Genomic DNA, 15,849 nt, shown 5'->3' with positions numbered 1-15,849 from the left:
GACTGCCATGAGGATTCACATGATCTGGACGACTCTGTTGATGGCCCTGGTACTGAGCACCGCCCCCATGATTCCGGTCTCTCTCGCGGACGCGGCAGGAGGCGAAGAGCATGGCTGGAAAGTCTATACGAACGTCCGTTTCGGGTTTTCCGTCCGTTACCCCGAGCAGTGGCGGAGCGGGAATCCTTTGCCGGACGGTATCGGCGTAACCCTGTTTCCGGAGATCGAACACAGCCTGGTCGCCCTCTCCGGCCACATGAATCTGCTGGAAGGATCGAGCCAGGATAGGCGGCAGACGCTCGAGGAATTTACAACCGCGCACCGCCGCATCATCACCGAGCTTTTCGACAAGAAGAAGATTCCGCTCACGTGGCAGAAAGATCAGGACACGACTCTAGCTGGCTTCCCCGCGAAGCGCCTGGCCTTTACCTACCAAGACGAACACCAGACGCCGATGCTGGAAATTCACATCTTTTCTCTGGGACGCAATGAAGGACGCGGCATGCGGATCAAGATGCCGGTGACGGCACAGAAAGAATTGCAGCCGACGATCGCAAAGATGCTGGAAAGCTACCAGCCCGGGCGGGATCAGAACGCCGTCAGCCCGATCGTGCAGAAACCGGAAGGGCCCTAACAGACAAAAGACGATCCTCGTCATTCGTCAAGCGTCATCCGCATGGAGAGCCCCCATCATCTGCTGCGAGTCGGTTGACGAATGTCGCGTGACGATTGACGGCAACTCTTACGCGCCGTGCTCCCGGACCTCTTTCAGATGTTTCATCGCCGCGCGCGCCGCGGCGCGGGCTTTGACGGCGGGATTCAAGCTGGCGCCGGGATCGACCTTGTCTCCCATCTCGGCCACGCGCTTGCAGTGCGCAATGGCCTCCTTCAGGAGAGGTGCGGCTTCTTTCCCATGCTCGTCCGACGCGGGCAAGAGCTTCAGAATCGCCGTCGCATGGTTCGCCACCTCACCGCAATGATGCAGGATGGCTTTTCCATCACCCATGCCGCCATGCATCACCATATCCTCTGCGTCCCTGAGCATGGCCTGGCCATGCTCTTGAATATCTTTCACTGACCCTGCCAGCACGAGGGAAACCCCGACCGACCAGCCCAGCACAACCCCGCAACACACCTGCTTGAATCCCATCAGAACACCCGGCCTTTCTTCATCGGTGGTCGATCCGCCGGTGTGAGTCGGCGATACAACTCGTGAAATTGTTCCGTGGTGAGCGCAGGATTTTCCAATTCCTTGAGCGCTTCCTCACCGACCGAATATTCCACCGTGTCGTCGAAACTGGATGAGGCGATCGTCACATACTGATCAGGAAACAGCCGCTCCGGCAGGAGGATTGTGATGCCCCGATTGTAGCGCTTCGCCAGCCGGATGGCCGCGCGCGCGCGCTCCGCCGTCACCTGCGGCCCAACACCGATATTGGTCGGCGGATGGCCCGCCTTCATGAATTGAACATGGACGTTCGCGAGACCGACCTCCGCGAAATCCTGCTTGATCTCGTTCACATTCTTACGATGCTCATATGCCAGCACCACTTCAACCCGTCCTGCTGAAGCCGGCGCCTGCTCCGCAGCCACAGACGAGCCGACCGACAACACTCCAAGGAGCATGACAAGAAAGAGGGCTCGGTTGTTCACCATCGGCCTCCGATCACTTCGCGCCAAACAGTAGATCGAGCGTGGCTGTGCCGTTCGGCTCGACCGTCAGCTCCCGTTCCTGGACGCCCAGAATCGGATGCCAGACTTTCACGGTATAGGTGCCTGAAGGAAGGTCACCGATGGAAAATGAGCCGTCCAGGTCTGTCACAGCATAATAGGGATTGTCGATCGCATAGCCCCAGTTCTGCATGTAGGGATGCATCCCGCACTGCATGGTAAACACTTTCCGCCCTTTGACCAGATGCACGATATCCGTGGTCCCGGTTGCTTTCAACGACGGCCGATGGAGGACAATGTCTACGCCGGACTGATCGTAGGTGTAGCCCTGAATATCGTGCGACACCGGATCTCGATTGGTCACGGTCAGTTGCCGCTTGTCGCTCACGACAGTGACGAAGGGAAGAAACTGGCACACATTGGCTTCGACCTGGGCATTCGTAAAAGTGAACGGCTTCCCGCTCTGCACCTCTTCCACGACGACCACCACATCCTTGAGACCGCCGCCCTGTCCGACATTCACTTCCTTCAGAAACCGACGTCCGTCCCCCTCTGACAGTGCGCCGCAAAAGACGCGATCCGGGTATCGGCGCAACTCGAACTCCTTGGGCTCCGGTAGAGTCCCTTTGAACGTCACCGTGCCCCGAAGCACTGCCCCGTCCGTCACGGCAACGGTGTCATAGGCCACAGCCGCGCCCGGTCCGCTCATGATCGTGCTTCCTATTGCGAATATGGTGAGCGCTGCCCACATCACCCTCGACTGTGTCATCTGCGTCTCCTCTCCTTGAGGCTAATGGTGGATATTCGCCGGCGGATTCGCCCGGTCCAACCGTTGCGGCAGCTCAAACAGCAATGGCGTCTGCTCCGTAAAGATGAGATGGCGGTACTCCTCCGACCAATCGCCTTCCTTGCTCACGGTCTTGACCGGAAACCGTTCGACTTTCGTGATCCACCGATAATAATGCCGGCTCTCTGCGCGCTCCGCCACCACCACATCAAACAGCTCCGTGAGATACCCGTTCAAGGCCTGCTCGCCAACCAATTCCCTCGACTGCTCCCCCTCCATATGCTCTCCGAACTCCAGCCGGTAGGCCGGAGCGATCGGTACCTCCAGATACTGCCGCCGCTGAGACACAATCAGCCAGGCCACGCCGAGATCCATCCGCACAATCGCCACACTGGCGACGCCCTGCGGCTGCGCGAACTCCAGCCGCCACCGGTCCTGCTTGGCGTTGACATGCGCCATCACCACCGCCTTGCCATGCTTCAGCATGCGCTCGGCGGAAAAATCCCCTGCCCAGCCCGGCGCCGCCCACGCCCCAGCCAACAGTACGAGAACCACAAGCCGCCACCCGTCATTTCGTCGTTCCACACCCATGCTGTGCCTACGCTCGTCCGGCTGTATGCCCGAGCCGGACTCTCTCGATCCCAATGGATGCCAATAAGATGCTCCCCCACGGGCGCCCAAGCCGCCAACCGGACGCTGAATGAAACGGGGGAACCCGGTTTAAACACTGCCGGATTCCCCCGTCTGCCCACTCGACTCCGTGTCGAGTTAGTTGGTCTTCATAGAGACCGGCACTGATTGGACCGGAGCCGTCTGCTCCGCCTGTTGCGTGGCCGGCGCTTGTCCGGCCAACGGCAGGATCGCGCGGCTGTCGCGGTCGAGCACCGTCAGCGTCCCCCAGTGACCGGCATCGAGATACCCCGGCCTCTGGTTCAGCCACAGATAGTTGCCAGGGATCCCGTTCGGACCTCCGGCCCCGCCATGCAGCCAGGCATTGATGACCTCGGCGCCGCCGAACTCCATCGTGCTCACGAGATCCGCTCCGCTCATGTAGGGCTCGTGCTTCCACTCATGGCCCGACACGCTGAACAGTTGCACCTGTTCGCTGAAGGCGCCCAGCACGTGAATCACGACCGGGTCGCCGACATGCGCCGCGATGCTCGGCGTCACCGGCTGGTCGCCCGTCTTCACGCAGGCAAACACTTCGCTGTACGCACAGCCTTTCTCGGTCCGGTAATCGGTCGGCTCGGACCGGTAGTTCACCGCCGTCACGCCTGCCACCTTTTGGATATAGGGCATGAAGCTGGTGCCGATGATGTTGTCCTCGTCCTGGAACAGGAGCGCGAAGGACCGATAGTTCTGTCGAGCCATGTTGCCCGGCAGGCTCCGATCCACAATCACGTCCGCCTTCCAGGAACTCTTCTGGGCCAGATCGTCGCCGGTCACCGGATCGCGATACTGCGATCCCTTCGGGCCGATGACGATCGCTCCGAAGAGCCCGTTCCGCGGATTCTCAATCACATTCCCCCAGTCCTGAATCAGGGCGGCGTTCTCCCCGAACTCCGGATGAGCGAAGAACGTGTAGGTCCGGCTCTGCCCCGGCGCGACCGTCTGGTCGCCGGGGTTGTTCCCGGCGTTGATCCCCATCGATTCCTTGGGATCGTATGCCAGCATGTCCACATGGAACCCGGCCCGCTCCTTGGCCATCTCGTTCTTGAGATTGACCTTGATGCAATCGCCCACGTTCACGTGCAGGGTCAACGGGCTCGGTTCAATGCTGCCCGCGGCGACCTTGGTCTTTTCGCCTTCGAGCACGTACATCTTGCCGGTCTCGTTGCCCAACACCATCTTCCGCTCCAGATCCACCTCCATCACGCCGGGCGTTCCCTTGTTGTAGCGAATCGCCTTGTCGATGGCGGCCACGTTGAAGCTCTTCACCGGCGCATCGGCCGGGCAGACGGACTTGGCCGACTGCGGAATCTCTTCACGGCCCGGCAGCGGCCTCAGTGTGGCATCCGCTTTATCCAGCACCCGGAAGAGGCCCCAGCTGCCTTCCACGAAATGCGACGCGCGACCGCTGTAGTAGGGGTAGTCGCCCGCCATCTGTTGCGGTCCTCCTGCGGCCGGAATGGCCGCATCGTACCGCTCGCCGATCACCACGTGCAGCGAACTCCTGGGAATGGAGTTCTTGCTGTACCGCTCCATCGGGAACCAGTGGCCGCTGATGTGCCAGGAATGCACTTCATTGGCCGATCCTTCGATCAACCGGACCACGATCGGATCGCCCAGGTACGCCCGCAACATCGGGGTCTCGGGATCGCCGTGGATCCGGCTGCTGAACAGCTGCGACGGATCGGGATTGTTCGCTAACCGCACCGACAACGGCTCCACGCGCATATTGAAGCCGCCCCCGGTCGTCGCTTCGCCGCCGTTCAAAAACTTCATCGGCGACAGGTTGAGTTTGGCCGGATAGACCGCGGACGGAGTCCCGTCCACCGAAACGGCCCCCACTCTCGCCTGTGGATTATCGGCCGTGATCAGCTCCGAGGTCCGGGGATTGGAATCCATGACCTGCGTCACGATTTCACGGAAGGAGCCCCGGATATGCGCGGACACCGGCTCGGTAGTGTGAATGTCCGCCACCGGCCCGCTCCGCAGCTCTTTCCCGGTCACCGGGTCATGATAGGTGGACCGCGGCGGTTCGGCGATGAAGGTGGAGTAGAAGCCGTGGCCCCAGCCGTCCAGGCCGAACACATGGTCGTGCCAGAAGGTGGTGCCGAAATCGGCGTCCACATACCAGCGCTCGCGGATCCATTCCACGGACGCAATCTCGCCTTTCTTGTGCTCATACTTCAGCGGCCGCTCGAAGGTGATGGTGTTGCCGTCGATCTTGCTGATGCGGGCCGATTCGAATCCCTCCACTTCGTCCATGCCCACGCCCAATTCGGTCTTGACGTGGAACCGGGAGGCATCCTTCACCTTGATGCTGGTCGCGCCCTTCGCGGCATCCGCGTCCAGCGTCGTGTTCATCGGAACCGGCATGCCTTTGCCAGGATGCTCGTCCTTCAGAATCGTGAAGGGCCGCAACGACATCTCATAGGAGAAGCCGATGATGGGACCGTCCGACGCCTGCGTGTCGAACTGGAACATGTGCGGGTGCAGGTTCGTCTTGCTGGAGAACCCTTGCCGCGCATCATCTTTCAACTCGCTCTTGTACACGACGTCGATGCAATCTTGCACGTTGCCGCGGATCACCAGCGGCATCTGTTTGGCCGGATTCTTCCGGACTTCCTGCTCTTCTTCATGCAGCACATAGAGCAATCCATCCGGATCCACGATCGCCGGTGTCTTGGCCGTCGCCTGCTTCAACGTGATCGGCAAGGTGATCGCGTGGATGTTGAACTTCTTGAGAGGAGCCCCTTCCGGACACAAGCTCCAGGGCCCGTTTTCCCCCGGCTTGGACGGCTCCGTCGAGTTACTGCCGTCCTCGCGCCGATGGATCGGCTCCAGCCACGGCGCGCCGCTGTGGCTCGGTGAGAAGGGCACGCGCCGTCCGAGATGCGGCCTCAGCCACGGCCAGGACAGCTTCCCGCTGCGCGGATCGAACAGGATATCCGTCCGCTTCCCCGGTGTCGGCGACTTATAGTTCACCCAGTCATACCCGGTCTCCGGCTCGGTGAGCGCCTTGGCGCCGTCCCACCCCCAGTCGTTGACCGTCGAATCGTAGGCCAAGGTCTGTTCCTTCTCGGTGTTCTTGTGACCCGGCTTGCCTTGCGGCGGCAACTGCATTTCAACCCAATCCTTCACCGAGACCTTGGCCGGAGTCGCCTTCCAATCGGTCTTGTCCTTGGTGATTTCGAACTTCTTGCCGCCGTACCAATCGACCGTGGTCCCGACGAGCTTGTCGCTCGACAGACCCGCCTTCATGCGGCCGATCCGGTCCGGTAATTCGACCAACGGCTTCATCACGTCGGTCTGGAAGCCCGGCTGCTGCAGCGTGTTGTACACGCGCCAGAAGCCCCACATGCCCGTCACATAGTGCTGCGGGATGTGGCAATGGAACACGAACTCGCCGGCCAATGCCTGCAAGCCACCCGATCCGCCTTCGATCACCTGATCGTAGATCTCCGTCGGACCGATGGATTGGACGTCCAACCGATCGGAGGTGTCGCTGATGAGCGGGAACTTCACCGGCCCGTTGCTGGAGGCCGCGAAGTCGAGATTGCTGTTGCCCGGCTGGCGCGCCCAGCGGATGGAGCCGCCGTGCAGATGGTGTGAGTGCACGATTTCCGACCCGCCCGCCATCCGGAACTTGGCCGGATCGCCGAGATAGGATCGAGGAACGGTCGTGGCCGGGTCGCCGAACGTGTAGGACCCGTAGGCCATGGACTCATCGCCGTAGAAGCCCATGTGGGCCTGCAACTCGATGCGCGTCCCGTGCGGTTCACTGCGATAGTTCAGCAGCCTCGCACCGGGGCGGTACGAGTCGGTGTGGGGATCACGTTGGGGCAGCATTTCGCCCTTCTTGTTCAAGAGGCGGAACGCTTCGTCGCCGGCTTCATGATAGAAAATCGCGAACTCGCGGAAGTCCGCGCCGTTCGGATCTTCGATCATGACTTCCCACCCGCTGGCCATCGGCTGGCCGTCGAACGGGCTGAGATAGCGTGAGCCGCGCGGCTCCACGACGAGCATACCGATCAAGCCCTGGTTGAACTGGTCGCGTGACGCATGCGACCGGAGGAACCGAGCACCCTCCTGGGTGTCCGGCTTGATGTACCACTCGAACGCCTGGCTGGCGCCCGGCTGTACAGTGGCGTCTGCATTTGACGGCGTCGCCGGCTTGCCGGTCGCCGCCACCACCATCGACGAGCCGTTGATCACGAGATTCGTCGGCTCTTCCTTGATGTCGTTGTGCAACGTGAGCTTGAGACAATCGCCCTGGTTGGCCCGGATCACGAGGGGCTGGATGATGTCGCCCTGCAACCCGTTCGTCGAGGCGCCGGGATCGTTGTCCTTGTCCCGCGCCGCCTTGTTCACGGATTCTTCACCGCGGGCCTTCTCGACGTTCTCCGTCAGCACATACATGTAGCCGGGGAAATAGTCGAGGAACCGGCTCAGCGTGATTTCGATGTTGATCGCCGAGACGTGATAGTCTTTCACTGGAGCGGTAGCCGGACAGCGCTGCCCGCCCGACACTGCGACTTTCGCCGGATCCTCCGTCACCAGGAGGACACCCTGCTGCAACATGTGACTGTTGGCGCCTGTGCTGTAGCCGCCTTTTTGACCGATCGATTCCTGCTGACGCTTGACCTCCTCCATCATGCGGTCATGCAAGACCGATCCGCCCTCGCGATAAATCACTTTCTCCGCCGATGCCTCCCCCACGTCGCCGTGGTGGCCATGCTGGTCTGCGGCCAGTCCCATCGGGGATGCCAGCAGACTGCTGACGAGCAGCGCTGCCGGCAGACTTGCTGCCATGCGGTGAGCGCGGCAACTGCGCGAACCCGATACCTTTCTCATACTACAGCCTCCTTCTTCCACCGCCGCCCCTCTTCCGGACGGCGGGCTGAGATTGACCCTGCCCCGCTGCGATCGTCCACGACTCTCGCCGGCCTCGCCGCTGCCGGCGAACATGCTTCGTTCCAAAAACAATAAGGGCTGGTGAAGGGCATCTCCCAGAGATGCCGGTTATTCGGAGGCCGGTCCAAACAACTGCTCCTTCACCAGCGTGAGACTCCTAGCGCAATAACAGTGCCATCCGCATTGGGACAGGACGACCAGCCAAATCCCGCTGCCCATGCTGGTTTCCAGGCTCTCGGCCATGCTGCCCCGTATGAAGAAGTTTTTCGGAGAATGGGACTTCGCTGTCCCATCACGAAACGGGTGAACGGCAAAGCACGAAATAAAATCAATCGGATAGCGCTGTCCATCGTTTTATGCAGAGGACGGTGTGGAACTGTGGCGGCGCGGTACAAATGACCGTCAGATCGAGAGACCGGGCATGGAGGCGGAAACGGGGATTACTCAGCCTGAATATTATCGGGAAGGTACGAGCGATCGATGACCGGCCCATCGGCCAATACGACCGCGCGCTCTGCCACGCGCTGCAGTTCGTGCACGTTGCCGGGCCAGCTATACTCACTCAACCGGGCCAGCGCGTCCGGAGTAAAGCCGAATACAGAAGGCAGCGTCCGATGTTTCCTGAGCCACAGCGGCTCCATGAATCGACGCGACAGGAGATCGATATCCTCCACACGTTGACGCAACGGCGGCACCACGATCGGCACAATGCTCAGATATTGATAGAGATCCTCTCGAAACTCCCCGGCATGGCAGGCCTTTCGAAGATCATGCGTGGACGCGGCCACGACCCGCGCATCCAGCGGATAGAAGGTGGCCCCGTTTCCTCGGCGTCCCCGTCGCTCTTTCAACACCCGCAGGAGCTTGGCCTGGAGCCGCACACTCAGAGCCTCAACTTCATCCAGGAACAAGGTCCCTCCATCCGCAGATTCCAACAACCCTGTCCTGGCGCTACCCGCTCTTACACCCTGCGACGCGAGCCCGCCGAACAACTCCCATTCGACGAGGGCTTCGTCTGAGGCCTGACAGTCAACCGAGATGAAGGGTTTGGACCGACGAAGACTGCCGGCATGAATCACGCGGGCCATGCGCTCTTTTCCGGTCCCGCTTTCACCCAACAGCCACACGGCAGCCTCCGTTTGGGCGATGCGCTCAATCACACCGCGAACCGCGCAGATCGAGGGAGTGTCGCCCGCCAGTACCGGTTCTGCCGCTACAATCTGACTCACGCGCGAGGCCGGTGGAGCTGTCGCCGGCTCCTCCTCATTCACATGGACTGAATCTTCCCCGAGCGCCCGCTGAATCACTCCGCGCAGTTCTTTGCCCGTAAACGGCTTGGCGAGGTAATCGAAAGCCCCGAAGCGCATGGACTCCACCGCGGTCTGAAGGGACGCATAGGCGGTCACCAGCACCACTTTGATTGCGGGATCAATGCGCTTAGCAGCCTTCAACAATTCGATGCCGTCGAGACCCGGCATCCGGATGTCCGTAAGCAACACCTGAGGCCGTTCCCGCTCGATGATCTCCAGAGCCCGGTGGGCATCGGCTTCCGCCACGCACTCGTACCGGTGCCGGCTCAGAATCCTGCGGCAATTTTCAATGGCCTCCGGTTCATCGTCCACAATCAATATTTTTTCCGCTACCATCGTCCGACCCACTCCTCAGCCGCCCGCCCCTCTGCCGAAATCAGCTTGTGTCCGACTCCCCGAAAAAAGTACTTCCAAATGACCACTGCAAACCATAGAGCAATAGAGCAATTGCGATGCCGCTGAGAAGAACGTGAAATGTCGATGGGTACGGAAACTGATGGGACTGCGACGCCCCATATTGCAGGGGGGGCTCGAAATACCGGACAGGGAGGAAGCCGCACGATGAAAACGCGTTACGCCTCCAGCATAAATCCATCGACATCCGCCAGATCAGCCTCGATCACCTCACCCCGGCTGGCGGCCCACATTCCACTAACCGGGCTCGCGAAGGCCATGCCGCTTGACCATGCGCTCGATCGTTTTACGATCCACACCGGCCTCTTGCGCCGCATTGCTCATGTGCCAGTCATGGCGTTTCAAAAGCTCCAGGAGAAAACTGCGTTCGAACGAACGGACGACTTCCTGCTTGGCATGTTTGTACGATGCCGCCTCTTCAGCCGACGACTCCTCCGCGCGCGCCGCGCGAATCCGCTCGGGAAGATGCTCGGCCCGAATCGTGGGTCCATCGGCCAGCGCCGCCACCCGTTCGATCACATTCTGGAGCTCCCGGACATTGCCGGGCCACGGATGGGCCTTCAAGCAGGCCAGGGCCGCCGGGTCGAACGCCGGCTGAGCTTCTGACCCGGCGCTCCCCCGCCCGCGATAGCGCGTGAGAAACTCCTGCGCCAACACCTGAACATCCCCGTTACGTTCCCGCAACGGCGGCAGCAGAATGGGAATCACGTTCAGCCGATAATACAGATCCTCCCGGAACTCGCCCTTTCGGCAGGCTTCTTCCAAATCGCGATTGGACGCGGCAATCACCCGGACGTCGATGTCCGCATAGCGTGTCCCGCCCACACGACGCACATGGCGCTCCTGCAACACGCGAAGCAGTCGCGATTGGAGGGCCTGACTCATTCCGCTGACTTCGTCCAGAAAGACCGTGCCGTGATTGGCCATTTCGAAGAGGCCGACCTTCGCCGCATGCGCCCCGGTAAACGCCCCCTTCTCATGGCCGAATAACTCCGATTCAAGCAACGTATCCGGCATGGCGACACAATCGAGGGGAATGAACGGCTGGCGGGTCCGCTCACTTTCATCATGAATGGCCCGAGCCACCAATTCCTTACCCGTCCCGCTTTCGCCATAGATCAAAATATTGGCGTCCGTCCGCGCAACTTTCTTGATGAGATCCTTCACCTCTTGAATCGCCAGGCTCCGCCCAAGAATGCGCCCGATGGCGCTCATATCGCCGGTGCCAGAAATCCCCGCCGGTCCGTCGAGACCGGCCCAGGAGAGAGCGCCGGCGGGTGCCGATCCGGTCTGTTCAAACGCCCGTCTGGCCACCGCTTCCAAAATCTGACTGGTATAGGGCTTCAGCACATAGTCCAAGGCGCCATACCGCATGGAGGCTACCGCGGTCTGCACGGTGGCATAGGCGGTCATCAAGACCACGTTGATCCTGGGATCCACCCGTTTTGCCTCAACCAACAGGCCGATCCCGTCAAGGCCCGGCATGCGCAAATCCGTAAAGACCAGATCGGGACGCTCCAGCTGTATCCGTTGCACGGCGCGCAACGGATCGTGCTCCGTCGAACAGTCATACCCCAACCGGCTCAAGATGCGGCGACAGTTGTCCAGCGCATCGACTTCATCATCGACGATTAGTATCTTACCTGCTCCCATCCGGCCTCCTGCTGCGATTCCGTAACCGACACCAGCGCGGGAAGAGATACCGTCGCCACGGCCCCGCGCCGGCCGTTGTCGATTTCAAGACGTCCACGATGATCGGCCACAATGCCGTAACTGAGGAATAACCCCAGGCCGGTGCCCTGCCCCTCATCCTTCGTCGTAAAGAACGGGTCGAAGATGCGTCCCAGCATCTCCTGAGGGATGCCCGGCCCCGTATCGCTGATCCGCACCACTGCCAGATCACCCTCTTTGCCCGGACAGCCTTCAGACTCAACGGTCACAAGGCCGGGCGGCACGCCTTCCTGGGCTGCATCGAGCGCGTTGTTGATCAAGTTCAACATCACCGTTTCAATCCGGTCTCGATCGCCCATGATCGGCAACACGTCCCGGGACAACGCCGTTTCGATACGCACGCCTTTCACCGCAGCCCGATCCTTCGACGCCTCCACACAGGCCCGAAGCACGCAATTCAGGTCCATGGGTTTCAACACGGTGGCCGATCCCCGGGACAAGGCCAACATACTCTTGGTGACCCGGGAAATACGGTCGGCCTGGGTCCGGATCGCCAGCAGGTCCCGTTGCTGCTCGTCCGACAGGCGCAGCTGTGCCGCCTCCAACTCCATACACTCGATCCGGTTCAGAATGATCCCCAGCGGATTATTGATTTCATGAGCGATCCCGCTGGCCACTTTCCCGAGAGTCGCGAGCCGTTCGGCGAACTGCAGCTTTTTCATTTGCTCCGTCACTTCGGCGGTTTTTTCCTCGACGCGCCTGGCCAGATCGGCATTCAACGCCTCCAGCTCCACACGCGACGCCTTCAGCCGGTCGGCCATCCGATGGACGGCGGCGGCCAGTTCCTCGAATTCATCCCCTGTTTGGATGTTCAACGGGCGGTCGTAGGTGCCCTGGCTAATCGCTTCCACACCGGTCTGGAGAATCTGAATCGGACGGGCAATCCTCGCGGCCACATAGCGCCCCATCGCCCAAAGCAGCCCCAGCATCACCAGGCCGATCGCTGCCAGGTTCCGTATTTGATCCCGAATCGGCGCGTAACTCTCTCCCGGCTGTTGCCGCACAAAGATATGCCAGGAATTGTCCGGCAGGGGGAGACCGGTAACCGGCGCAAACCCTACGACCGTATCCGTCGCCCCATGCCCGTCATCCTCCGCATTGCCCCATCCCGGCTGCGAAGACACGATCATCGTCATCAATTGAGCGGGAATACGATGGGCCTGCCGGGGCAGGATGGGACAGACGAGCGGATTGCCCGCCGCATCGAAGAGCATCGCGTGGCCGGTCTGCCCGATCCGGATCTGATTGATCATCGCGAAGAGACTGTCGAACCGATAGGAGGCCTTCACCGCCCCGATGATGGTGTGCTGCCGGTCGTCGAGAATCGGCACGGCAATGTCGATGGTTTCCTCGGGCGTCCTGAAGGATCCTTCCTGCGCGGGAATCAGCCCGCTGACGTAGACCTGATCGACGCCCCCCGCATGAATGGCCGTCCACCAGGTCTCTTTTTCAAATGAGTAGTGGTCGGGCTCTGAACTCGCCGCCACCAGCGCCCCGTGTTGATCGGCGATCAATAGGCCGACGACTTTATCCCCGTCGCGCACTTTGGTTTCCAGGAGGAATCGCGACAGTTCGGCATTCAACAGCCGCCTGACACCGTCCCCGCCTTTTTCCCACACCTGCATCCGCTCCGTGATCAGCGCCTGCGCCTTCGCACGATCCTCCGGATACGAATTATTGGCCGTCTCGACCGGCTGACGCACTCGCAACGGCGCCGTGCCAAGCAACCGCACACCCTGCACTTCGCTCTGAACCAACATTGTGACGCGATCGGCCGCCTGAACCGCCACGGCCTCAAGATTGCCACCGATGACGTCCCGCAACGAACGCATGCCCGACACATAGGCCAGCACAAGACCGATCAGCAGGGGGATACAACCCACCAGCACAATGGCTAATACGATACGTCCTCGAATGGTTCGGATTCTCATTGCGGGATATTGTAATCACCACACCAGGGAAAACTCTAGCCCAAGAAATCGAGAGGAGACGGGTGCAAGGGACGGCTGCTCAAAAAACTATCCAGCAAAGCCGCAGGCAAGGCAGAACCGGAGGCGTAGCTTTCATCACCCACCCAACCCCGCGCTGCCAAAGCAGCTCTTCCCCGGTGGGGTACGTTGAGAATTCTGTCGAGCCGAGAACGAAGTTGGGGATCTGTTTCAGCAGCCTGACTAGAAGAACGCCATGCTGGCGTAGGTGACGGTCGAGTTGTATTGATCGGTGATGCCGCGGTCGTAGCGGAGGACTTGGCCTGATTCGGCTTCGATGAGGCGCAAGAGAGCATAGATGGGCGCGAACCCGGAGATGCGGCGCTTGTCGTTCTCCGTGATGATGTACTTGGTGAATTCTTCCGGCTTTCGTTCTTCCACCGGCTTCAACATTTCCAAATCATGCTGCATCGATCGATGGAACGAAAAGTCGGTCGGCGGCTCTTTATCCCCGTAGCGCATCCCGAGATGCGCCAACTCTGCCGCTGCCATGACACAATAGCTGCGGTTGGAGGATTTGAGAATATCGCGCAGCCCGGCCAGAAACACTTCGACCGATTGTTGCACCGGGGCTTCGGCCATACTCAGCGCGGAAAATGAACATAGGATCGGCACGATGGTAAAGGGCTTCTTGGCTCCGACGACCTGCTGGAGAAACGGCAATTGGAATTCAATCGCATGCTCGGCTTGGTGGCAGAGATCCTCTTCGAACGCCACCGGGAACCGTTCTTTGATCTTCGCCAACAAGGGCTGATCGGCTTTTACAACACCCACCGGTGTTTCAAAATCCTTGTCCGTGACGGCAAAGAGATTATCGAGACCGGCGTAGGCTGTCCCGATGATGACATACACATCCGGCTGCGTGGCTTCTTGCAGCTCTTTGTACGCCCATGCGTAGATCGGACCGGCCTGTTTCAGATCGTAGGTCGGTGCGACAAGCCCCTTGATGGGTTTGCCGGCATTCTCTGAGGGTTTAAAATCCGGGCCTTCTTTCGACGTAAAAAATCCGTCGATCTGCTTCTTCAATTTCACGCCGTCCGCCTCGTAGGCGCGGCCGGCAAACGCCGCCTGGCGAAGCGGGCTTTCGCGATATTGAGCGCGCTGCTCTCTGCGGGCTTCTTCTGCCCGTTCCCCTTCCAGAAACAGTTTCTGATCGAGGTCGGTTACCAACTGCTCAACCTTATCCGGCATCAGGAATTCACCGAACCGTTTCAGATAGAGGGCCCCCACTTGCTGGAGAGAATGCTCGCCGTCGAAATGCTGAATGATGAAAAAGTAGTTGAGCGGAAGCACCAGCCGTTCCTTGCTCAGGCCGGTCGGATCCCACAACACGATGTACTGCTCTTCTCCTTCCTTAATGGGGGAGAACTGGAGATTCCGCAGGGCTGGATAGTGCTTGGGGTCTTTGGCAGTCGTGGTAGTCATAATGCTCCTTGGTCGAGCGTCATTGTAAAGGAGGGAAAGAAGAAGCTGCAACCGGGGGTTTGGTCGGTCTAGTCCGTTCGGTCTATCTCGTCTATCTGGTTGGTCTCGTTCGACCTGATAGACCAGACAGACAGAACAGACCGAATAGACCAGAGAGACCAGACAGACCTATCCCCCCTCCGGCGGCTCGCTTCGACTCCGCCGGCTGAGTACGATCAGGGTCCCGACGGTCACGAGTGCCAGCCACAGCGTCGGCCGCCCATAGGAGGGATCGGAATACTCGATTAAGTCCGTCAACCGGCCAATCAACAGCGACATGCGAGCCATGACCGTATAGCCGAAGGCCGCGCCGAACGCGATCATCAGGAACAGGACGCCCGTCCTGGCCACCGCCTTTCCCGGCCCGCTGTGCTCCACTGAGAAGAAGAAGTAAAACAGCACCGAACTCACGCCGAGCAGCACGATGATGACATTGATACTGCTGGCCGGATTCAGCAGATTCCAGGAGAAGGTCACGCCATCCCCCGGCACGAGCATCAGCAACGGCCGGACCGTGTCCTCGATCTGCTTCAGAATAAACGATGACACGGTGCGCGGAATCGCCAGCCCCGTCCCCACCCCGACGATAAAGGCAAACGCATAGCGCGATAGCCAGGCAGCTTTCGGCACATAGCGCGTGAGCATGAGCATGCCGATGGTCACGGGAATCAGCAGCGTCCATTCCTGATTTTCGACGATGGGTTTCCAAATCAGATGCAGGATCACCGTGTCGTAGGTCTTTACGATCGTGTAGCCGACGGACACCCCGACATAGAGATTCTCCGCCAGTTTAAAGAGCGGATTATCCTTATACAAAAAGGAGAAGATAAACAGAGTTAACCCTGTTGCTACCCACGCCCCGATGATCGTTGCATCCATTGCCTTGATCGATCCTCTCAAAGAC

General features: G+C 60.2%; 11 protein-coding genes. 1 reads left to right on the top strand and 10 read right to left on the bottom strand.

From position 1 onward, the window contains the following. The first annotated feature begins 19 nt into the window (after nt 1-19). On the top strand, nt 20-634 hold the full coding sequence (locus tag Q8N04_02590) for a hypothetical protein (protein MDP3089538.1): 615 nt from the start codon (nt 20-22) through the stop codon (nt 632-634). A gap of 108 nt (nt 635-742) precedes the next feature. On the opposite strand, the gene Q8N04_02585 is transcribed toward Q8N04_02590, so the two are convergent. The 10 genes from Q8N04_02585 to Q8N04_02540 form a co-directional block, all read right to left on the bottom strand. Continuing rightward, complete coding sequence (locus Q8N04_02585; GenBank protein ID MDP3089537.1) at nt 743-1,150, bottom strand: hypothetical protein; 408 nt, start codon at nt 1,148-1,150, stop codon at nt 743-745. Then, complete coding sequence (locus Q8N04_02580; protein ID MDP3089536.1) at nt 1,150-1,656, bottom strand: hypothetical protein; 507 nt, start codon at nt 1,654-1,656, stop codon at nt 1,150-1,152. The genes Q8N04_02585 and Q8N04_02580 overlap by 1 nt, the downstream gene beginning before the upstream one ends. A gap of 10 nt (nt 1,657-1,666) precedes the next feature. Continuing rightward, on the bottom strand, nt 1,667-2,440 hold the full coding sequence (locus Q8N04_02575) for a carboxypeptidase regulatory-like domain-containing protein (protein ID MDP3089535.1): 774 nt from the start codon (nt 2,438-2,440) through the stop codon (nt 1,667-1,669). A 21-nt stretch (nt 2,441-2,461) separates the two neighbouring features. Next, entirely contained in the window at nt 2,462-3,049 is a 588-nt protein-coding gene (locus tag Q8N04_02570) for a hypothetical protein (protein ID MDP3089534.1), read from the bottom strand. Nucleotides 3,050-3,226: 177 nt separating this feature from the next. Continuing rightward, complete coding sequence (locus tag Q8N04_02565; protein MDP3089533.1) at nt 3,227-7,978, bottom strand: multicopper oxidase domain-containing protein; 4,752 nt, start codon at nt 7,976-7,978, stop codon at nt 3,227-3,229. A 500-nt stretch (nt 7,979-8,478) separates the two neighbouring features. Continuing rightward, entirely contained in the window at nt 8,479-9,684 is a 1,206-nt protein-coding gene (locus Q8N04_02560) for a sigma-54 dependent transcriptional regulator (GenBank protein MDP3089532.1), read from the bottom strand. A 315-nt stretch (nt 9,685-9,999) separates the two neighbouring features. After that, complete coding sequence (locus Q8N04_02555) at nt 10,000-11,415, bottom strand: sigma-54 dependent transcriptional regulator (GenBank protein MDP3089531.1); 1,416 nt, start codon at nt 11,413-11,415, stop codon at nt 10,000-10,002. Continuing rightward, a complete protein-coding gene (locus Q8N04_02550; GenBank protein ID MDP3089530.1) occupies nt 11,394-13,424 on the bottom strand; it encodes an ATP-binding protein in 2,031 nt (676 codons plus the stop codon). The genes Q8N04_02555 and Q8N04_02550 overlap by 22 nt, the downstream gene beginning before the upstream one ends. A 240-nt stretch (nt 13,425-13,664) precedes the next feature. Continuing rightward, nucleotides 13,665-14,906, bottom strand: a complete 1,242-nt coding sequence (gene amrB / locus Q8N04_02545; protein MDP3089529.1) for an AmmeMemoRadiSam system protein B — start codon at nt 14,904-14,906, stop codon at nt 13,665-13,667. 168 nt (nt 14,907-15,074) lie between these two features. Further along, a complete protein-coding gene (locus Q8N04_02540; GenBank protein ID MDP3089528.1) occupies nt 15,075-15,824 on the bottom strand; it encodes a hypothetical protein in 750 nt (249 codons plus the stop codon). Nucleotides 15,825-15,849 lie beyond the last annotated feature (25 nt).

The organism is Nitrospira sp., from assembly GCA_030692565.1.
Classification (GTDB): Bacteria; Nitrospirota; Nitrospiria; order Nitrospirales; family Nitrospiraceae; genus Nitrospira_D.
Note: the sequence above shows the minus strand (reverse complement) of the source record. Positions and strands in the feature narration are given on the sequence as shown.

Bases quoted from the DNA above. Each gene is read 5' to 3' on its own strand.
- Q8N04_02590 (MDP3089538.1), top strand. From the start codon at position 20: ATGATCTGGACGACTCTGTTGATGGCCCTGGTACTGAGCACCGCCCCC.
- Q8N04_02585 (MDP3089537.1), bottom strand. From the start codon at position 1,150: ATGGGATTCAAGCAGGTGTGTTGCGGGGTTGTGCTGGGCTGGTCGGTC.
- Q8N04_02580 (MDP3089536.1), bottom strand. From the start codon at position 1,656: ATGGTGAACAACCGAGCCCTCTTTCTTGTCATGCTCCTTGGAGTGTTG.
- Q8N04_02575 (MDP3089535.1), bottom strand. From the start codon at position 2,440: ATGACACAGTCGAGGGTGATGTGGGCAGCGCTCACCATATTCGCAATA.
- Q8N04_02570 (MDP3089534.1), bottom strand. From the start codon at position 3,049: ATGGGTGTGGAACGACGAAATGACGGGTGGCGGCTTGTGGTTCTCGTA.
- Q8N04_02565 (MDP3089533.1), bottom strand. From the start codon at position 7,978: ATGAGAAAGGTATCGGGTTCGCGCAGTTGCCGCGCTCACCGCATGGCA.
- Q8N04_02560 (MDP3089532.1), bottom strand. From the start codon at position 9,684: ATGGTAGCGGAAAAAATATTGATTGTGGACGATGAACCGGAGGCCATT.
- Q8N04_02555 (MDP3089531.1), bottom strand. From the start codon at position 11,415: ATGGGAGCAGGTAAGATACTAATCGTCGATGATGAAGTCGATGCGCTG.
- Q8N04_02550 (MDP3089530.1), bottom strand. From the start codon at position 13,424: ATGAGAATCCGAACCATTCGAGGACGTATCGTATTAGCCATTGTGCTG.
- amrB (MDP3089529.1), bottom strand. From the start codon at position 14,906: ATGACTACCACGACTGCCAAAGACCCCAAGCACTATCCAGCCCTGCGG.
- Q8N04_02540 (MDP3089528.1), bottom strand. From the start codon at position 15,824: ATGGATGCAACGATCATCGGGGCGTGGGTAGCAACAGGGTTAACTCTG.